Annotated in this window: 14 protein-coding genes; 11 read left to right on the forward strand and 3 right to left on the reverse strand. The window is 58.0% G+C overall.

The window, feature by feature from the left end; genetic code table 11:
* The first annotated feature begins 163 nt into the window (after positions 1–163).
* The 6 genes from sucC to rluB all read left to right on the forward strand — a co-directional run bounded on the left by sucC (position 164) and on the right by rluB (position 6,221).
* Positions 164–1,330 carry an ADP-forming succinate--CoA ligase subunit beta gene (gene sucC, locus J122_RS10010; protein WP_061332180.1) on the forward strand — a complete coding sequence of 389 codons (1,167 nt, stop codon included), beginning with the start codon at positions 164–166 and terminating at the stop codon, positions 1,328–1,330.
* Positions 1,330–2,202 (forward strand): succinate--CoA ligase subunit alpha, encoded by an 873-nt coding sequence (sucD, locus tag J122_RS10015; protein WP_011784666.1) that lies wholly within the window; start codon positions 1,330–1,332, stop codon positions 2,200–2,202. Before sucC ends, sucD begins: the two co-directional genes overlap by 1 nt.
* Positions 2,203–2,397: 195 nt before the next feature.
* The gene (locus tag J122_RS10020) at positions 2,398–3,612 is read left to right on the forward strand and encodes a tryptophan--tRNA ligase (RefSeq protein WP_082780552.1); all 1,215 of its coding nucleotides are present in this window, start codon (positions 2,398–2,400) and stop codon (positions 3,610–3,612) included.
* Positions 3,613–3,649: 37 nt separating this feature from the next.
* The gene (locus J122_RS10025) at positions 3,650–4,477 is read left to right on the forward strand and encodes a segregation and condensation protein A (RefSeq protein WP_061332182.1); all 828 of its coding nucleotides are present in this window, start codon (positions 3,650–3,652) and stop codon (positions 4,475–4,477) included.
* 14 nt (positions 4,478–4,491) lie between these two features.
* Complete coding sequence (scpB, locus tag J122_RS10030; RefSeq protein ID WP_061332183.1) at positions 4,492–5,160, forward strand: SMC-Scp complex subunit ScpB; 669 nt, start codon at positions 4,492–4,494, stop codon at positions 5,158–5,160.
* Between the two features lie 38 nt (positions 5,161–5,198).
* Positions 5,199–6,221 carry a 23S rRNA pseudouridine(2605) synthase RluB gene (rluB, locus tag J122_RS10035; RefSeq protein ID WP_061332184.1) on the forward strand — a complete coding sequence of 341 codons (1,023 nt, stop codon included), beginning with the start codon at positions 5,199–5,201 and terminating at the stop codon, positions 6,219–6,221.
* Positions 6,222–6,237: 16 nt separating this feature from the next.
* Here the strand turns inward: rluB and J122_RS10040 are convergent, their stop codons facing one another.
* Positions 6,238–7,164 (reverse strand): GGDEF domain-containing protein, encoded by a 927-nt coding sequence (locus tag J122_RS10040; RefSeq protein WP_061332185.1) that lies wholly within the window; start codon positions 7,162–7,164, stop codon positions 6,238–6,240.
* Positions 7,165–7,448: 284 nt separating this feature from the next.
* Between J122_RS10040 and J122_RS10045 the strand changes: the two genes are divergently transcribed.
* The 5 genes from J122_RS10045 (at position 7,449) to J122_RS10065 (ending at position 17,711) form a co-directional block, all read left to right on the forward strand.
* The gene (locus J122_RS10045; protein ID WP_061332186.1) at positions 7,449–8,129 is read left to right on the forward strand and encodes a GntR family transcriptional regulator; all 681 of its coding nucleotides are present in this window, start codon (positions 7,449–7,451) and stop codon (positions 8,127–8,129) included.
* A 1-nt stretch (position 8,130) separates the two neighbouring features.
* Positions 8,131–11,622 carry a chromosome segregation protein SMC gene (gene smc, locus J122_RS10050; protein WP_061332187.1) on the forward strand — a complete coding sequence of 1,164 codons (3,492 nt, stop codon included), beginning with the start codon at positions 8,131–8,133 and terminating at the stop codon, positions 11,620–11,622.
* A 121-nt stretch (positions 11,623–11,743) separates the two neighbouring features.
* The gene (gene zipA / locus J122_RS10055; RefSeq protein ID WP_061332188.1) at positions 11,744–12,811 is read left to right on the forward strand and encodes a cell division protein ZipA; all 1,068 of its coding nucleotides are present in this window, start codon (positions 11,744–11,746) and stop codon (positions 12,809–12,811) included.
* A 24-nt stretch (positions 12,812–12,835) separates the two neighbouring features.
* Entirely contained in the window at positions 12,836–14,872 is a 2,037-nt protein-coding gene (ligA, locus tag J122_RS10060; protein WP_061332189.1) for an NAD-dependent DNA ligase LigA, read from the forward strand.
* A 151-nt stretch (positions 14,873–15,023) separates the two neighbouring features.
* Positions 15,024–17,711 carry a hypothetical protein gene (locus J122_RS10065; RefSeq protein ID WP_061332190.1) on the forward strand — a complete coding sequence of 896 codons (2,688 nt, stop codon included), beginning with the start codon at positions 15,024–15,026 and terminating at the stop codon, positions 17,709–17,711.
* Between the two features lie 23 nt (positions 17,712–17,734).
* Here the strand turns inward: J122_RS10065 and J122_RS10070 are convergent, their stop codons facing one another.
* Together J122_RS10070 and mnmC are read right to left on the reverse strand one after the other, a co-directional pair.
* Entirely contained in the window at positions 17,735–18,367 is a 633-nt protein-coding gene (locus tag J122_RS10070) for a CBS domain-containing protein (RefSeq protein ID WP_061332191.1), read from the reverse strand.
* 114 nt (positions 18,368–18,481) lie between these two features.
* The gene (gene mnmC / locus J122_RS10075) at positions 18,482–20,353 is read right to left on the reverse strand and encodes a bifunctional tRNA (5-methylaminomethyl-2-thiouridine)(34)-methyltransferase MnmD/FAD-dependent 5-carboxymethylaminomethyl-2-thiouridine(34) oxidoreductase MnmC (protein WP_061332192.1); all 1,872 of its coding nucleotides are present in this window, start codon (positions 20,351–20,353) and stop codon (positions 18,482–18,484) included.
* Position 20,354: the final 1 nt, after the last annotated feature.

Here is a 20,354-nt window from a genome sequence, read left to right on the forward strand (position 1 = left end):
GCCCCGCTGCCATCATAAAGGCAGCTTTCTGTGTGCGTAACCGGCGGGTTCAGGCGATCCCTTGCCCGCCAGAACGAATTCGCGATTGGTATGCCAAGGGCGGTGTGCCAGCGGGTTCATTTCCGTACGTGGTTATCCTCCATCAATAGACGGGACATTAACTATGAATTTGCATGAATATCAGGGCAAGCAGCTTTTCGCTGAGTATGGCCTGCCAGTATCTCAGGGCATTGCCTGCGATACGCCTCAAGAAGCTGTCGACGCTGCGACTGAAATCGGCGGTGACGCATGGGTTGTCAAGGCTCAGGTTCACGCCGGTGGCCGCGGTAAGGCCGGCGGTGTAAAGCTGGTCAAGAACAAGGAAGACATCCGTGAGTTTGCCCAGAAGTGGTTGGGCCAGAACCTGGTAACCTACCAGACTGACGAGAATGGCCAGCCGGTAAGCAAGATTCTGGTTGAATCCCTGACTGACATCGATCAGGAACTGTATCTGGGTGCGGTCGTTGACCGTGGCACCCGCCGTATCGTTTTCATGGCCTCCACCGAGGGTGGCGTTGAAATCGAGAAGGTTGCTGAAGAGACTCCCGAGAAGATCCTGAAAGCCGAAATCGATCCTCTGGTAGGCGCTCAGCCGTACCAGGGTCGGGAACTGGCTTTCAAACTGGGTCTTGAAGGCAAGCAGATTGGTCAGTTCACCAAGATCTTCCTGGGCCTCGCCAAGCTGTTTGAAGAGCGCGATCTGGCACTGGTAGAGATCAACCCGCTGGTGATCACACCGGCCGGCGACCTGCACTGTCTGGACGCCAAGATCGGCATCGACGGCAACGCGCTTTACCGTCAGAAGAAAATCCACGAAATGCGTGATCCCTCCCAGGAAGACGCTCGCGAGGCGGAAGCGGCCAAGTGGGAACTGAACTACGTAGCGCTGGAAGGCAACATTGGTTGTATGGTTAACGGTGCGGGCCTGGCCATGGGCACCATGGACATCATCAAGCTGTCCGGCGGCCAGCCCGCTAACTTCCTGGACGTGGGCGGCGGCGCTACCAAAGAGCGCGTTTCCGAAGCGTTCAAGATCATCCTGTCTGACGACGCTGTGCAGGCCGTTCTGGTCAACATCTTCGGTGGCATTGTGCGTTGCGACATGATTGCTGAAGGCATCATCGGTGCGGTCAAGGAAGTGGGCGTTAAAGTGCCGGTTGTGGTTCGTCTCGAAGGCAACAATGCCGAACTGGGCACCAAGGTGCTCAAGGACAGCGGCCTGAACATCATCGCCGCTACCAGTCTGGCGGACGCCGCAGAGCAAGTCGTTAAAGCCGCAGGGGGTAAATAATGAGCATCCTGATCAACAAAGACACCAAGGTTATCTGTCAGGGCTTTACCGGCGCACAGGGTACTTTCCACTCTGAGCAGGCTATTGCCTACGGTACCAAGATGGTTGGTGGTGTTAGCCCCGGTAAAGGCGGCACTGAGCACCTGGGCCTGCCGGTGTTTAACACCGTGCGTGAAGCAGTAGAGAAAACCGGCGCAGAAGCCACGGTTATCTACGTTCCGGCTCCGTTCTGTAAAGACGCTATCATTGAAGCGGCCGATGCCGGCATTCAGCTGATCGTTTGTATCACTGAAGGTATCCCGACCATCGACATGCTCTACGCCAAAGAGTACGTTGACCGTAAAGGCGTTCGCATGATCGGACCGAACTGCCCGGGTGTGATCACTCCGGACGAGTGCAAGATCGGTATTATGCCTGGCCATATCCACAAGAAGGGTAAGGTGGGTATCGTCTCCCGTTCTGGCACGCTGACCTACGAAGCGGTCAAGCAGACCACTGACTTCGGCTACGGCCAGTCAACCTGTATCGGTATTGGTGGCGACCCGATTCCTGGCTCCAACTTCATCGACATTCTGAAGCTGCTGCAGGAAGATCCGGAAACCGAAGCCATCGTGATGATCGGCGAAATCGGCGGTACCGCTGAGGAAGAAGCGGCTGCGTTCATCAAAGAGAACGTCACCAAGCCTGTGGTTTCCTACATTGCCGGTGTCACTGCACCTCCCGGCAAGCGTATGGGCCATGCTGGCGCCATCATTTCTGGTGGTAAGGGTACCGCAGACGAGAAGTTTGCCGCCCTGGAAGATGCCGGTGTCAAAACCGTGCGCAGCCTGGCCGAAATCGGCAAGGCCCTGAAGGAAGTGACTGGCTGGTAAGCCCGCCATAACCTTCACCAAAACCCCCGGGTTCGCGAGAATTCCGGGGGTTTTGCGTTATGGCGCCGGTGTTTTATATCGCTTTGCTTAACGCAGCGAGGTGTAAAGACTATAATGCCCGGTCAGCCTGATTTCCTGAGCCACCTCCGGTGGTGAAACCAGGCGCCTAATAAACAGAAATAAGGAGTTCGTGCTTTGAGTTCTGTAGATTCCCAGCAAAGGGTTTTGTCCGGTATGCGACCGACCGGCAAGCTTCACCTCGGCCACTATCACGGTGTGCTGAAAAACTGGGTGAAACTCCAGCACGAGTATGAGTGCTTCTTCTTCGTGGCAGACTGGCATGCCCTGACCACGCAATACGATGACACCTCCGGCATTCAGCAAAGCGTATGGGACATGGTTATCGACTGGTTGGCCGCGGGTGTTAACCCCGGCTCCTCAACCATGTTTATCCAGTCTCAGGTGCCGGAGCATGCAGAACTGCACCTGTTGCTCTCGATGATTACGCCGCTGGGCTGGCTGGAGCGCATTCCCACCTACAAGGATCAGCAGGAAAAGCTGCGAGAGAAAGACCTGGCAACTTACGGTTTCCTGGGTTATCCGCTGCTTCAGACCGCGGATATCCTGATGTACCGGGCCGGCAAGGTGCCGGTGGGTGCCGATCAGGTGTCCCATGTGGAAATTACCCGGGAGATCGCTCGCCGCTTCAATCACATCTATGGCCGCGAGCCCGGTTTTGAGGAGCAGGCCGAGGCGGCTATCGTCAAAATGGGTAAGAAAAACGCCAAACTCTACCGCAACCTGAAGAAACGCTATCAGGAAGAGGGCAACATGGAGGCCCTGGAAACCGCACGGGCACTGTTGAAAGAGCAGCAGAACATTTCCCTGGGTGACCGGGAGCGGTTGTACGGCTATATCGAAGGCGGCGGCAAGGTAATCCTGCCAGAGCCCCAGCCGTTGTTGACGCCGGAATCGAAAATGCCGGGCCTGGATGGACAGAAGATGTCCAAATCCTACAACAACTACATCGGCCTGCGGGAAGAGCCAGACAGCGTTTCCCAGAAAATCCGCACCATGCAGACAGACCCGCAGCGGGTGCGCCGGACCGACCCGGGTGACCCGGAGAAATGTCCGGTCTGGAGTATGCACAAAGTGTACTCAGATGCCGAGACCTGCGAATGGGTGCAACAAGGCTGTCGCAGCGCAGGCATTGGTTGCCTGGATTGCAAAAAGCCGTTGATCGATGCGGTGATTGAAGAGCAGCGGCCGCTTCACGAACGGGCCCGGGATTATGAGAAAAACCCGGATGTGGTTCGCTCCATTCTGGAAGAAGGCCGCGAACACGCGCGGGATGCGGCTCGCGATACCCTGGAAGAAGTACGCACTGCAATGGGCCTCAGCTACCGCTGAGTTTACCCTGTCGCCACTGCCAACGGCTGGAGAGGCCATGACCGACGAGACTGACGAGTTGACACACGCCGCGGCTGAGGCCGGCGCGCAGGTGCCTCTGGCTCTGGTTTCCGGCAAGCCGTTGGTGGATATCCCCAAGGATCTCTACATTCCTCCCGATGCCCTGGCGGTGTTTCTGGAGGCTTTTGAGGGTCCCCTTGATTTGCTGTTGTATCTGATACGCCGGCAAAACATGAACATCCTTGATATTGATGTGAGTGAAATCACCCGCCAGTACATGGACTACATCGGCGCTGTTGAAGCCATGCGCTTTGAGCTAGCGGCTGAATACCTGGTGATGGCGGCCACGCTGGCAGAGATAAAATCCCGAATGCTGCTTCCCCGCCATGAAACCGACGATGACGAGGAACTGGACCCCAGGGCGGAGCTGATTCGCCGGTTGCAGCAGTACGAGCGGTTCAAGAAGGCTGCCGAAGATATCGATGAAATGCCGCGTATGGAGCGTGACATTTTTGCAGCGTCAGCCGCCTTGCCGAAGCTGCCTTCGTCTCAGCCCCACCCGGAAGTGGATATGCGGGAGCTTTTGTTGGCTTTGCATGGCGTGCTGAAACGGGCGGATCTATTCACCAGTCACCATGTTGAGAAAGAGCGGCTGTCGACCCGCGAGCGAATGTCTCACATTCTCTCAGTGCTTCAGGGCGACCGGTTTGTCACGTTTGAAAGCCTGTTTACCATTGAGGAAGGGCGGCTGGGTGTGGTGGTGACGTTCCTCGCAACGCTCGAACTGGTGAAAGAGCAGCTGATTGAAATTGTACAGGCAGAGGTGCTGGGCCCGATTCACGTACGTGCCCGGGCTGCCAGCTAGGTGAAGGCCAGATTATGAACGAAGAACATCTTGCGCGTGTTCAGGCGATTGCCGAAGCGGCCCTGCTGGCGGCTGGAAAGCCCTTGTCGCTGGAACAGCTCAGAGAATTGTTTGTGGAAGATGAGCGGCCATCCCGCCAGGTGATGGAGCACGTGCTGGTGCAGCTGGACAAAGCTTGCGAGGGACGAGGCTTTGAGCTGAAAAAGGTGGCCAGCGGTTATCGACTGCAGGTGAGGGAAGAGCTGGCACCCTGGGTTGGTCGCTTGTTCGAGGAAAAACCCCAACGGTATTCCCGGGCACTGCTCGAAACCCTGGCCCTGATTGCCTATCGGCAGCCAATCACCCGGGGTGAAATTGAAGATATTCGCGGTGTTACGGTAAGCAGCAATATCATTCGTACCCTGCTTGAGCGAGAGTGGGTAAGGGTTGTTGGCCATCGTGATGTGCCGGGTCGCCCTGCAATGTACGCCACCACCCGACAGTTTCTGGATTATTTTAACCTGACAGGGCTGGATGAGCTGCCACCGCTGTCTGAGGTTCGTGATCTCGAGGAAATTGGCCGGGAGATCGAACGAAACATACAGGGGGAGATTCAGTTTGAATCATCCCAAAATGACAGCAGTGACGACCCCGGACAACCCGGAGACAGCCAGGCTGCTGAATCGGAACAGACACTTCACTGATGTCAAAAGACATCGGTTAATCGCTAAGGACGTATTACATGGCGGCATCTAGCCCCGGAAAACAAGGCCCTGGAAAACCAGGTTCCAGAACCCGAGCATCTCAGGGCGATAAGGCTCTGACGGCGGGCCCTGAACGCATTCAGAAACTGCTCGCAAGAGCGGGTGTTGGGTCTCGCCGGGAGATTGAAGGGTGGATGGAATCCGGGCGGTTACAGGTTAACGGCCAGCCGGCGGAGCCAGGCCAGAAAGCCACTACGGACGACCGTTTTGAGCTGGATGGAAAGCAGCTGGATGTGTCAGCCGCCGCCCAGGTGGTTCGCAGGGTGCTGATTTACAACAAGCCCGAGGGCGAAGTCACCACCCGGAAAGATCCGGAAGGCAGGCCAACGGTATTTGACCGCTTGCCACGCCTGAAAGACCAGCGCTGGATCGCCATCGGGCGGCTGGATATCAATACCACCGGGCTGGTGTTGTTCACAACCGACGGTGAGCTTGCCAACCGGTTGATGCACCCGTCGAGCCAGATTGACCGGGAATATGCCGTGCGGGTATTTGGTGAGGTAGACGACGCCATGCAGCAGCGTTTGCTGGAAGGTGTGTTACTGGATGATGGCACGGCCAAGTTCTCCGACCTGGCTTCCGCTGGTGGCAGCGGCATCAACCAGTGGTTCCACGTGACCCTGATGGAAGGGCGGAACCGCGAAGTCAGGCGCCTGTGGGAGTCCCAGGGGGTTAGGGTCAGCAGGCTCAAGCGGGTGCGCTATGGGCCAATTTTCCTGCCAAGCCGTCTTACCCTGGGCAAATGGGAAGAGCTGGATCAGAAAGGTGTGGATGCCCTGAGCAAGGCCGTCGGGCTGTCTGCGGTGGATATTCCGCAAAAGACCCCCGGTGAGCAGGCGGCTCACGATCGCAGGCGACGAAAAAGTCCCGGAAAGTCTCTGCAGCGTGCCCGCAAGGGAACCTGGCAGGTCAGCGACTCTGCGCCCGCCAAGCCAAAGCGTGATGACCGCAAAGCAAGGTCAGGCGCAAAGAAGCCGGCTCGTAACAATCGGGGCGAATAAGCCCCCCAACTGTCGCTCAGGAAATACTGGCGAAAACGCGGGTGCAGTTGCGGCCCTGTGCTTTCGCCCGATATAACGCTTCGTCTGCCCGGGCCAGCCACTGCTCCGGCGCCTCGTCTGCAAGGTGGGTTGCCACACCGCAGCTGCCGGTAACCGTCAGTGGCGTCTCACCACCATCCACCCGAATACTTTCGATCGCCAGGCGAATGCGCTCGGCAACCTCCCGGGCCTCCTGCTCACTGGTGTGAGGCAGTAATACGGCAAATTCTTCCCCGCCAAATCGATACACGGTGTCTGAATTTCGAATGGCTTGTTCCAGCTTTTCTGCGGTTCTGGACAGGATATGATCCCCAACCACGTGCCCGTGGTTGTCATTGATCAGTTTGAAGTGGTCCAGGTCGCACAGGATGAGACTCCAGGGCGCGCCATGCCGGTCGGCCAGAGCGCTTGCCCGCAGCAGAGCTTCGTCAAGGGCACGTTTGTTACCAATGCCGGTCAGGGCGTCGGTCAACGCGGCTTGCTCAATGGCAATGTACTGGCAGGCGTTGCGCATTGGGCAGATGGCTGCCGAGAGCATCATCTCCAGGCCAGTAAGTTCTTCGTCTGTAAACTTTTGCCGGCGATGAAAGGCGAGCGTGCCATAGTAACTACCTTCCAGCGTGAGGCGGTATTCGCAGCGATGGGGCCCGCCCATACCGGTTGAGAACACAAAATCCTGCCGGGCAATCCGATGCCGGTAATTGAGGGCATCAAACGGGATGGTTTGTGCAATTTCCTCTGCGATGATGCCTAGTTGGGTTTCCAGTGACAGGGTGGTAGACAGCCGTTTTGCCATCTTGGCAAGAACATCAGGGGACTGGTTCCAGTCATGAAACGACTGCTTCAGGGCGGCCAGCCTGGCCGGCTGCGTCTTTGACGGCTGAATCGAAGTCAGGTTTTTCACAATGGCTCGCTCTGCTTCTGGAAACGGGTGTAGTTACAGTCTCATCAGCATGAACTGTGCCATTGAAAATAAAGGTATTATAAACAATGGAATATGATGCTTTCTTTATTTTATTTTGAGGTTTTGACAGGGTGATTGTCCGAAAGCGCCATTTTTCCGGCAGGGCATTGCCGCTGGTGCAAAACCTGCAATCAAAATGTCAGACAAGGGGTGGGGCTGGCCGGAGGCTGTGATAAACTTCTGCGCTTGACCATGTCCTGTCATAATAAGAGAGCATCAGGTTTATGAGATTTCAGGCACCGGAGAGCCTTTCAGAGCAAATCGCGCAGCATATCGGCCAACGGATCATCATTCGTGATCTCAAGCCGGGGGAGCGGATTCAGGAACTGAAGGTGGCCGGTGAGCTGAATGTCAGCCGTGGCTCGGTGCGCGAAGCGCTGCTGATACTTGAGCGCCGCCACCTGGTGGAAATCTTTCCGCGCCGGGGGGCGGTGGTGTCTGACCTGACCCCGGGTTCGGTCAACGCCCTGTACGATATCTACATCGATCTGCTATGCATGCTCGGGCGCAAAGTGCTGGAGCGGTGGTCCGGTTCCGAGCTTGGTGGCGTGATGAGCCAGGTCAAGGAGCTTCAGGCGGTCATTGATGCACTCAATTCCAATGCCACTGATGCCGCGGAACAGGTCATAGACGCCGGCTTCGGCGTCATGCGTTACGCCTACCGATTGGTCGAAAACCCGTTTCTTGAAGAAACCCTTGAGAATTTCCGGCCCGCCATCAGCCGCACCTATTACGTAGCCCTTGAGCATTTCAGAAGTGAGATCGCCGAAACCGGCACTTTCTTCCGTCATCTGGCAGATGCGGCGGTTAAGGGCGATTCAGCTCTCCTGGAGCGGGTTATCCAGGATTTCGGCGAACACCAGAGAGCACAGGTTTTGAGCATTCTCACGGAGGAGAACGCCTGATATGAGGCTCAAGTCCATCAAGCTGGCTGGCTTCAAGTCGTTTGTTGATCCCACTACGGTGCCATTCCCGTCCAACATGACGGCGGTGGTGGGGCCAAACGGTTGTGGCAAGTCCAACATCATCGACGCCGTGCGCTGGGTGATGGGTGAAAGCTCCGCCAAGTATCTGCGCGGCGAGTCCATGACGGACGTCATCTTTAACGGCTCAAGTGCCCGTAAGCCTGTCGGCCAGGCGTCTATCGAACTGGTGTTCGATAACGGTGATGGCACCGCGCCTGGTGAATTCGTCAAGTTCAACGAAATTTCGGTCAAGCGCCGTGTGTCCCGTGAGGGGCAATCGGAATACTTCCTGAATGGCGCCAAATGTCGCCGCCGGGACATCACCGATCTGTTCCTGGGCACCGGCCTTGGCCCTCGTAGCTACGCAATCATCGAGCAGGGCATGATTTCCCGGTTGATTGAGGCGAAGCCTGAAGAGCTGCGCGTATACATCGAGGAAGCCGCGGGAATCTCCAAATACAAGGAACGAAGGCGCGAGACAGAGAACCGGATCAAGCGCACCCAGGAGAACCTGGAACGGCTTACCGACCTCCGCGAGGAGCTAGGGCGCCAGTTGCAGCATCTGGAGCGGCAGGCGGCCGCGGCCGAGAAGTATAAGGCCTACAAGCAGGAAGAACGGCAGAAAAAGGCCGAGCTTACGGTGCTGCGCTGGCAGGCGCTGGATAATGACTTACAGTCCTGGCGTGGAAAGATTCGGGATACCGAACTCGAGCTGGAAAAACTGCTGACCGAACGGGTTAATCTCGAAACCTCCCTGGAATCGCTTCGGGAAGACCACCACGAACGCACCGAACTTTTCAATCGGGCCCAGGCACGCTACTACGAAGCCGGCGCCGATATTGCCCGGATCGAACAAAGCCTGGAGCACCAGAGGGAGCGTAGCCGCCAGACCGCCGCAGAGCTGGATCAGGCCATGGCTAACCAGCGTGAGCTCGGGCGCGAGCTTGAGCAGGATGAAGAAAAGCTGGCAGGTATTCAGCAAGAGCTCGATATGATTGAGCCGGAGCAGGAAGATCTGGCTATGCGTTCTGAAGAGTCTGGAGAAAAACTCCAGCTGGCCGAAGACGCCATGAGTGACTGGCAGCACCGGTGGGAGGAGTTCAGCACCCGGTCATCCGACGCTCGGCGCCAGGCGGAACTCGCCCAATCCCGAATCCGGTCGCTGGAAGACGCTATTGCCCAACTACAGAACCGTCACGGCAAACTGCTGGACGAACAGGTGTTATTGGAAGAGCAGCTGGACCGGGCGGAACTTGATGAGCTGCTCGAACAGCAGGAAACCCTCGAGCTACAGCGTGAAGAGGCAGCGGAGCGCATTCAGACACTGCAGGATGACGTATACCAGAGCCGGCAGAAGCTGCGGGAAGCAGAGCAGGCTGTGGCCGAACGCCGGCAACAGGTGCATAGCCTGAAAGCGGCCCTGGACTCCCAAACGGCCTTGCTGGATGAACAGATGGGCGGCCATGACGACACCTTGCAGGGCTGGTTGCGGGATAACGGTTTGTCGGATGCGCCCAGGGTCGCCGCCGCATTGCGTATTGAAGATGGCTGGGAATTTGCGGTAGAGCAGGTGATTGGCCGGTTCAGCCAGGGGCTTGCATTGCCGGGCTTTGACCACCTTGTTGACGCCCTGGACAGCGCGCCAAAAGGCCTTGCGCTGGTGTCTTCGGGCACTGAACCAAGGCCTGCTGGAGGGTTGGCGGCGAAGGTGGATGGCGTGGGTGCCATCAGTCATCTGCTTGCCGGTATTGATACAGCAGACTCCACCAGTGACGCACTGGCGCGCCGGTCCCAACTTTCCGCCGGTGACAGCTTGATTACCCCTGAAGGCGTCTGGGTTGCTCGCGATTGGGTCTTGATGCCCGACTCCGAAGCCGGGCAAATCGGTGTCATTGAGCGCCAGAAGAAAGTGAGCGAGCTTGAGGCACGTCTGCAAGAGGCGGAAGAGCTGCTTGAGCAGGCGGTCGAGGCACTGGAGTTGCTCCAGGAACAGGGCGAGCGTGCTGAGTCGGCCAGGGAAGAAGCCCAGGCCCGTTTGAGTGACGCTGAGCGGGAACTCGGTGCGTTGTCCTCAAAAGTTAGTGGTCTGAAAGCCCGGGCTGAACAGATTGATGCCCGCCTTGCCCGTATCCGGGATGATATAGAAGATGTGGCCGGAAACCTGGAACAGCAGAAGGAAGATCTCGAATCCGCGAGGGAAGAATGGAACCTGGCGCTGGCTTCCACCGAGGACAGTGACGAAGAGAAAGAACGGCTGCTGGAGCAGCGTGATACCTTGCGGGAGAATCTCGACAGGCTCCGCCAGGAAGCCCGCCACGACCGGGACCATGCCCACCAGTTGCAGTTGCAACTGCAGTCATTGCAAAGCCAGCGCGATGGTTTGAAGCAGACCATAGAACGCATGCAAATGCAGAAAGAACGGCTGGAAGAGCGTCTTGATATGCTCCGGGAAAGCCGAGAGAGCGCTGAAGAGCCACTGGAAGACCTGCAACTTCAACTCGAGGGGCTTTTGGAGCGCCGGTTGGCGGAGGAGGAGAAGCTTTCGGCCGCCAGGGACGCCCTGGAAGACATTGACCGCGAGGTACGGGAGCGGGAGCAGGGCAGAAGCCGCACCGAGCATGTGGTGGGTGAGGTACGTGCGCGGCTCGAAAAGCTCAATTTGGAATCCCAGGCGCTCGAAATCCGGTCTGGTAACCACATCGAGCAGCTCAAGGAGCTGGATGTAAAGCTCCAGGAAGTGCTGGGCCAGTTGCCGGAAGATGCCGATGAGAAAATCTGGGCCGAAGAACTGGAGAAGGTTGGTAACCGTATCCAGCGGTTGGGGGCTATTAATCTGGCAGCCATCGAGGAATATCAGGTACAGAGTGAGCGAAAGACCTACCTGGATGAGCAGCACAACGACCTGATGGAAGCCCTGGAAACCCTGGATACCGCCATTCGCAAAATAGACCGGGAAACCCGCCAGCGCTTCAAGGAAACCTTCGATCAGGTTAACGGTGGCCTGCAGGCGTTGTTCCCGAAGGTGTTTGGTGGCGGCAATGCCTATCTGGAGCTGACCGGCGAAGACCTTCTGGAGACCGGCGTGGCGATCATGGCGCGGCCACCGGGCAAGAAGAACAGTACCATCCACCTGCTGTCCGGTGGCGAGAAAGCCTTGACTGCGATTGCCCTGGTATTCTCTATCTTCCAGCTCAATCCGGCGCCTTTCTGTATGCTGGATGAGGTAGATGCCCCGCTGGACGATGCCAACGTTGGCCGTTACGCCAATATGGTGAAAGAGATGTCCAAACAGGTACAGTTCATCTACATTACCCACAACAAGATCGCCATGGAAATGGCGGACCAGTTGATGGGCGTCACCATGCACGAACCGGGTTGCTCCCGGCTGGTTTCGGTGGATGTCGACGAGGCGGCAGCCTTGGCGGAGGCTTGAGGGTTGGCGAAAAAGCCGTCAACCATGACAATAACGCCATCTCGGCCCGGAGTGCGTTGTATTCATTACGGGCTTTTCTTAGAGTAGCAACGTTCCGAACTGCAAACAGGACAGCAGCACTATGTCACTTAGGGAATGGTTAATTGCCATAGGTACCCTGGTTATTCTTGGAATCGTCATTGATGGTGTTCGGCGGATGCGCCGGGCCCGTAAGGAATCCATGGCGATTTCCTCCGGAATGGGCGCGGATGATCTGAAGGATTCCCCGCTCGATGATGATTACAATCCAGAACTTCCCAATGGTGGAGCCCGAACCGTATCCAGGGGAACCCTCGAAGAGCGGGGCTACCTCAAGCGAGACACGTCAGAGGATTTCGGCAGTTCGGACGATGACGACGTTATGCTGGAATCGGGGTGGGGCGCGACCGACGACAACATCGACGATGGTGTCCTGGGTGAGCCAAGAGTCGTGAATAGCCGTTCCGAGCGTTCAGTAGAACCACCGGCGGGTGAGGCTGAGGAGGTCTACGACGACGAAGTCTCCGCCCGGCCGGTATCAGAGCCCGAACTGCCGCCAGAACCGGAGCCGGCACCGGAGTCAGCACCAGAACCAGAACCGAAATCTCGTCCCGCAGCAAAAACCCGAGCGAAAGAACCTCCTGTGTTGACCACAGAGGTTGAGGAAGATACCGCTCGCCGGGAAGCGGCACCGGGCCCACGCAAAAATCAGCCGTTGGCGGGAGCCAATCGCCCGGAAGCCAGGGAAGTGCTGGTGATTAACGTATTGGCGCGTAACGGTGAGGAGTTCCAGGGAACGATACTGAAAAAGCTGTTTGAGGCCTGCGGTCTTGAACATGGCGACATGGACATCTACCACCGGCATGAAGGTGCTGACACCACCACGCCAGTGCAGTTCAGCGTTGCCAACGCGGTGGAGCCGGGAACCTTCCGGCCCCAGGATATGCCAACGTTGAACACTCCCGGAATCAGTTTCTTCATGAGCCTGCCCGGGCCATCCAATGCCATGCAGGCCTTCGAATTCATGCTCGAAACCGCTCAGTGCGTTGTGCGCAATATGGGCGGTGAACTGAAAGACGAGCGCCGCAGCGTAATGACTCCGCAGACGATCGAGCACTGCCGGCAGCGCATCCGTGAATTCGAACGTAAACAGCGTTCCCATCGGGTATAACACTTAATCAGGACATTCGATCCGATGAGCCAGGTTTCTGCCGATATCCAGCAGCGCGTGGAACAGTTGCGCGCCGCCCTGGACGATCACAATTACTACTATTACGTTCTGGATGACCCCAGGATACCCGATGCTGAATACGATCGGCTGTTCCGTGAACTCCAGACACTGGAAGCGGACTACCCGGAACTTGCCACAGATAACTCGCCTACCCGGCGGGTCGGCAGTGCCGCGGAAACCAGCTTTGAAGAAATCACCCATCGATTGCCCATGCTGTCATTGGACAATGCGTTCAGTGACGACGAGCTCCGTGATTTCGACCGCCGAGTGCGTGATCGCCTGGCAACCGAGGATCCGGTGGAATATGTCTGTGAGCCCAAGCTGGATGGCCTTGCGGTCAGCCTGCACTATGAGCAGGGTGTATTAACTCGGGCCGCCACCCGAGGCGACGGTTATACCGGTGAGGATATCACGGCCAATATACGCACCATTCCGTCAGTCCCCTTGACCTTGCGGGGCGACGACTATCCGGATCTGGTGGAAGTTCGGGGTGAAGTCTATATGCCCAAGGCGGGGTTTGAGCAACTGAACCGGCGCCTCGCTGAGCAAGGCGAAAAGCCCTTTGTAAACCCCAGAAATGCCGCTGCCGGTAGCCTGCGCCAGAAGAAATCAACAGTCACCGCCAAGCGCCCCCTGGAGCTGTGTGCCTACAGCATGGCGGTCACCGACGAAAGCCTGCTGCCTGAAACCCACTGGGAAAGCTTGCAGCGGGTTCGGGGCTGGGGGTTTCGTATTAACCCGGAAATGCGCAAAGCCAAGGGGGTTGAAGCGTGCCTCGAGGCGTACCAGGAGCTGATGGCCAAGCGCGACACGCTGCCATACGAAATAGACGGTATCGTGTTCAAGGTGAATCGCCTGGATTTGCAGCAGCAGCTGGGCTTTGTGTCCAGGGCGCCCCGGTGGGCCATTGCCCACAAATTCCCCGCCCAGGAAGAACTGACCGTTATTGAAGATGTGGAGTTCCAGGTGGGTAGGACCGGGGCTGTCACGCCTGTTGCCCGGCTCAAACCGGTGTTTGTGGGTGGCGTGACCGTTTCCAACGCAACACTCCACAACATGGACGAGATTCGCCGGCTGGATGTGCACATCGGTGATACGGTGTTCATACGCCGCGCTGGAGATGTCATTCCGCAAGTGGTGAAGGTGGTTCCGGAGAAACGCCCGAAGGGCGCGGCGGAAGTGGTCATGCCGAGCCAATGCCCGGTCTGTGACTCGGACATCGTCCAGATAGAAGGGGAGGCTGTCGCCCGTTGTTCCGGGGGGCTGTACTGCCCCGCCCAGCGCAAGGAAGCCATTCGCCATTACGCCTCCCGCAAGGCCATGGATATCGAAGGTCTGGGTGACCGGCTGATTGAAGTGCTGGTGGATGAAGGCATGGTGAACACCGTCGCGGACCTGTACCGACTAACCAAATTCCAGTTATCCAGCCTTGACCGTATGGGGGATAAATCAGCAGGCAACCTTGTGGCGGCCATTGACCGGGCCCGTAAGCCGGTGCTGTGGCGGTTCCTCTACGCCCTGGGTATTCGTGAGGTGGGTGAGGCGACCGCGAAGTCCCTGGCATCGCATTTCGGTACCCTTGAGGCAATTTCAGCCGCCGATGACGAGGCGCTGCAGGCGGTACCGGACGTTGGTCCCATCGTGGCCGGCCATATTCGCAGTTTCTTCGACCAGCCCCACAACCAGGAAACCCTGCAGGCTTTGAAAGACACCGGGGTAAGCTGGCAGGAAGAACAGGTTGTCCCTGCCGAGGCCAAACCCCTGGCCGGCGAAACCTGGGTGCTGACCGGCACCCTGTCACAGATGACCCGGGACCAGGCGAAGGAAAAACTGGAGAAACTGGGAGCCAAGGTCGCGGGCAGCGTTTCCAAGAAAACCGCGTGCGTGGTGGCGGGTGAGGCTGCTGGCTCCAAACTGACCAAGGCAGAACAGCTGGGAGTGCCTGTCCTGGATGAAGAGGGGCTTCTCGCCCTCTTAGAGGAGCATGGCGTAGCAGGCTGATGCTGGCCCGGCCGGTGAATCTGAGAACTCGCGCAGATCCGGCAGGGCGCAAATTGGCTAACATGGCGTTGATCTGTAACGGTGTGTAAACCGGGAGCGTTATGCCCCGCTGGCACCGCCATAACAACAACGTCATGAAACGGATTTTTGCATGCGCGCCGATCTGCTCCCCCGCACCTCCTCCTCTGGCCGTCTTCTTGGCCTGGCCCTGATCGCACTGATGTCTGCCGGCTGTAAAACCGAAAAAGACCCCGACCAGCCCACGCTGCTTGGCGCGCCGCCGACCACGGCCTACCTGGGGGTTGAGTATTACTACAACTGGGGAGCCTATGGCGGCGAGAGCATTCTGGATTACTCGCTGACGAACGCCCCCTCCTGGCTCGCGCTGGAAGACACCAGCAATAAAGCCCGCCAGGGCATCATCATGCGCGGCGTTCCTGGACTGTCCGGGGGCGCGAGAGGTGAGGCGGACCTGGGCAGAAACGACAACATCGACATTGTCACCACCGATGGCCGCATGGCCGGGTTCCAGCCTTTTGATATTGAAGTCAAACGGAATGTAGTGACGCTGGAGGCGCCGTCGTTCACCGAGGGCGAGAGCCCGGACATTCCCGACAGCTCCCGAACCCGTTGTGAACTGCCTGCACTGGATGTGGTCGGCGAGCATGACTATGAGATTGACCTGTACAACGAGGATGGCTCGTTTAAGGAGTCCAAGGCAGTTACTTCGCCAACCAATCGCGTGTTTGCAAAGGTCCTTTTAGACCAACCCTCCGTGACAAGGGTTTCCATCGCGTTCGAGCTGCGCTCGGAATTCGATGAGAATAAGTGTGACGACGAGGAAAGCCCACCGCACCAGCGGTGCGAATACAGCAGTGACAACCTCGGCCGTGCCATTATCGGTAACGACATTGTCGCGCAGGGCAGCAACACCGCGTTCCCGGTGGATGAACAGGGCGAGGAGCTGACCTACATCGAGTACTACGAGAACGACGCTGGCATCAAGGATCGGGGGCTGATTACCCTCGAGCCAGGTATCACCGAGTGCTACATTCCATTGGAAGTCATTGACGACACCATCCCCGAACCTTCCGAACTGGCGCAGCTTCATTTAACCGAGGTGCGCACGGGCATTGCCTCCCTGGGCGCATCGGACACCGGTGTGCGAACCAACCTGACCATTCGTGACAATGAACCGACGGTTGCCATCGAAACCCTGAAGGGCGGCCCGCGAGATACGTTGAACACCGGTACAACCGGGCAATATCGGGCCACGCTGTCCGGTGATAGGGAGGACGTCATCAAAGTCCGTTTGACGCACGCCCAAGGCTCCACGGCACGGCTGGGAACCGAGTTTGTCATTGAGCAGGAAGGCGTGGAGAACGATACCTTAAGCTTTCCCGTTGGCCAGAATGAATTGCTTTTCGAGGTCCGTGCCAGTGAGAGCTATTCAACGCCGGAGGACCTGCACGACCGATTTGCGAACCTGGCGGTAGACAGCCGGTTCCAGGCGGGCCGGGAAGGTTTTGCCAGAGGTGCCAGCGATAACCTGTTGAGGCTCAGCTTCAATCGTCTGAAAGAGTCTATTGTCTGGAATGACGGGTTTGTTGCGACGGACTTTACCGTTGGTCATGGCGGTCGCTACTTTGTCGCCGGGAGCAACAACGGCCAGGTTCAGGTGCGCATTCATGATCAGACTGGCGCCCTGCTGGGCGACCCCGTAGTTGTTGCCGATCTCGCAGATGCCTCAGCCCGCCCCGATGTGTTCGTGGATGTGGCGGAGCGGCGGGTCACCGAAGACACGGTCCGGGTCACCCGATATGAAATGGCCGTGGCATTCACTACTGACGAGCCGGTTGGCTCAGGCGATGCCGGGGCCGGAGATAATGTGATTGTAGGCGTTTATCGACTAAGTGATGGAGAGTATCAGCTGCGCTGGGATGACCTGTTCCGGATGGGCACCTCCGGGCATGACCGTGTTCGATGGATAGGGCTCAACCCTGGCAGTGGCTATGTTGCGATCGCGGGTGAAACCGACGGCGTATGGGATGGAGAGTCGTCGGCCGGCGGTATCGACGCATTCCTGACCCGAATCGATACGATACCCGATGGCGATGCCCTGGTACCAACGATCGCCTGGACGCGCCAGGTGGGTTCTGAGGGTGATGACTATGTGGTGGGCGGCAGTGTGGCCGCTCTCAGCCCCCTGCTGTTTGGTTTTGCGCCATCATCGATCGACGGCACGGCGGTTACCGGCCCCTTTTTCTTCGGTGGCAGCGCCTCGGGGACAGTGTCGGTTTACCAGGTTGGAGAAGAATCCGCCGAGGTTCTGCGGCACGGGTTTTATGGCGATGGTAGCGCCTGGCTGATTGGTGACGGCCCCTTTGAGTATCGAATGGAAGTTAACGAAGATGATGCTGACGAACTTATTCGCACACGCGTGAACAGCCGGGCCGGGTTTGCTCTCGGTTACAGTACCTCGGGTGCCATAGGCAGTGCATTGTCGGCCAATGATCAGAATGACACTGCCATTGTAGAGCTGAGCCAGGGCCTGCTGTTTAACGGCGATATGGTCATTGCGGGTTCCACCGACGGGGTCTTCGCTGAAGGCGCTGGAAATCCCTCCACCCGCCATGCAATCCTGGCAAGGCTGAATCGTGGTGATGACGAAGCGGCTTATCGGAGCTGGCGCATTCAGCCTGATGTTGAGGGGTTGAATGTGTTAAGGCTGAAAAACTATCGGGATGATGAAATTACTGCGTTGGTAGACCTCGGTGGTGAGCTGGCAATTAGACTGTTCAGCCCGGAGGGCGATGCACTGACCTCCGAGAACCCTTAATGGCGTTGAAGGGGGGGGAGGCCTTAGACGGTCCCCTCCTGCCGGCTGGCGCTGGCATACAGCTTCAGGTAGTCGGTACTGGTCACAATGCCTGATGGCTGGCCTTTTGCGTCAACGATCAGTGCCGCGTTCAATTGGTGTGCAAGCATAAGCCGCGCGAGCTGGTGTGCGTCGGTTTCCGGAGAGGCGGTCAGGAAAGCTGGCAGTTCAACCTGAGACAGGCTCTGACTTACTGCTTGTGACGGGTTTTCGTGGAGCCAGGCGAGTAGCCAGCGCAGGTCAATCAGGCCTGCAACGTTGTGGTCGGCCAGGATGACCAGATGGTGCACATTGTTGTCTTCCATGCTGGACATGGCCTCACCCATGGAAGCCGTAGCGGGTACAGAGTACAGCGCCGGTGAGCAAATGGCGGAAACAGGCAGGTACACACGCTCCTCGCGCCGTTCTCCGGCGGCTGCGGCGCCATACTCCTGGAGTGCACGGTGGCGGCCGCTGTTAGCGGCTTGCTGAAACTCCGCGTCGGTTGCCTCGCTGTGGCCCGGTGAAATCGCGCCGGATTCCGTCAGCTCGGTGACGTCGCCAACGCGACGGCTTCGCAAGGCTTCCGGCAATCGGGTGCCGATTGGTCGCCCCGGCTCACTTACGTGAATAGACATTCCACTAACTCTCCCATGTGACTGCTGCAACATCCCAATGCAGAGCAGCTCCTCTAATGGTAACGGCTGAATGTCACAAAACTGTAGGCCGGCCTCATTACGCCTGGGTAAGTGTCAGGTTCGGTATAGCCGCCCCGTTTCCAGTCGCTTTGAGAGCGGCGCAGGCAAGCAGTGGGGCTGGCCGCTGATAACATCTGCCAGATATTCTGCCAGCAAGGGTGCCCAGACCAACCCTTTGCTGCCCAGGCCGGTCAGCAGATACAGGTCGTTAAGGTGGTTCCCCTCTGTGTCCCGCATGTGGCCGGCCACAGGCTGGTAATCGTGCGTGGTACAGCGAAAGGCCACTCGCCCTTGCAGCTGATCGGGATCTGGCACCGATTCTTTGGTTACAGACGGCAGAATCCGTTTTAGCTCGTCAAGGTTTTCCTGGTGGCCTGCGGGGGTTGGGTAGGGGGTCTCGTCCTTAAGGTCAAATGTCGCCCCGGTGACTGCACTGCCGCCTTGAACAGGGTTGAGATACTTTGTCCCGCAGATCACCGTTTGGGGTAGGTTGAAGTTTGCCTCCGGTAGTTCAGTAACCTGACCGCGGATCGCTTTCAAACGGAGCTGCCCGGCTACGGGCACCAAGGCGGGGCTTTCGTGGCCTCCGGCAATGATCACCGCGTCTGCGCGGCAGTCTTCGCCAGAGTGATTGCGGATACACCATTGATTGTTACATGGCAGAAGGTTGACGACCTGGTAACTGAATCGTGTTTCGATCAGCGGGTGCTCAGCCAGCTGCTGACAGGCCTTTGCAGGCTCAAGCCAGCCAGAACCGGGAAACCAGAGACCGCCAGTATCGACGGGAATCCCTGCCAGTTCGCTCGCCCTGATTGCATCCACGGGTTCCAGCAGATTATCCGGGTATTCATTGCGCTCGCAGAACCGCCGTTGGCGGTCAGCTTCCTGATCATCGGTCGCCAATTGCAGCAGCCCCGTTGGGTGCCAGAAGCGGTTTTGCCAGGGCCGATAGAAACGTTGGCTGAAACTGAGGGCAGTTGCGGCAAGCTCAGTCTGTGCGTTGTACTCCACACCAAGTTTTACATAGAGCGCGCCCTGGGGATTGCCAGATGCCGCAGAACCGGCGTGGGGCGCCTTGTCCAGCAGCAGCACCTGTACACCCCGTTCCGCCAGATTGCGGGCGAGCAGGGTGCCGGCAATTCCTGCACCGATAACGGCAACCGTGCCAGTTCTCGCCTCTTGATTAGTGGTATTCCCTGGCGCGTATATACCTGCAAGCATTTCCCGCTTGCGGCCAAAGCCGGGGACTTTTGCGATCTCGAAGCCGGCCTCTGCAAGGCTGCGCCGCACACGGCCAACGGCGGTAAACGTGGCCAGGGTCGTTCCGGGCTTGCTATGGCTGGTGATCAGACCAATGGCATCGTCCAGCCACATGTCCGGGTTTAACGACGGGGCGAAGCCGTCAAGGAACCAGGCATCGGCGAAAAAAGTGAGATCCTTCCAGGCATCCAGGACATCGCCAAAATACAGGGTCAGCCGAACCCGACCTCCGGCCAGCACCAGCCGGTGAGTGCCCTTGATCAGTGGAGGGTAATGTTCGATAAGCTCCGTTGCCAGGGGGCTTAGCTCGGGCCAGTACGACAGCGCCTTTTCGAGGTCTTGACGGCGCAGGGGAAATCGTTCTACCGACACAAAGTGCAGAATGGCGTTGTCATCGGCCGGGCGCTGCTTTAACCATTCCGCCCAGGCGGCGAGAAAATTCAGGCCCGTGCCAAAACCGGTTTCAGCGATCACAAAGTGGCCGGTGTCTGGCACCTGCTGGAACCGCTCCGGCAACTGGTTATGCCCGATAAAAACATACCGGGTTTCTGCCAGGCCGTTGTCCCTGCTGAAATATACGTCTCCAAACCGGGTGGATTCGGGTACGCCGTCGCGCCAGATAAGATCTGCCGGCTCCATGGCCGGTGGCAGGCAGGGGGAGTGCATA

Source organism: Marinobacter excellens LAMA 842, from assembly GCF_001574445.1.
Lineage (GTDB): Bacteria > Pseudomonadota > Gammaproteobacteria > Pseudomonadales > Oleiphilaceae > Marinobacter > Marinobacter shengliensis.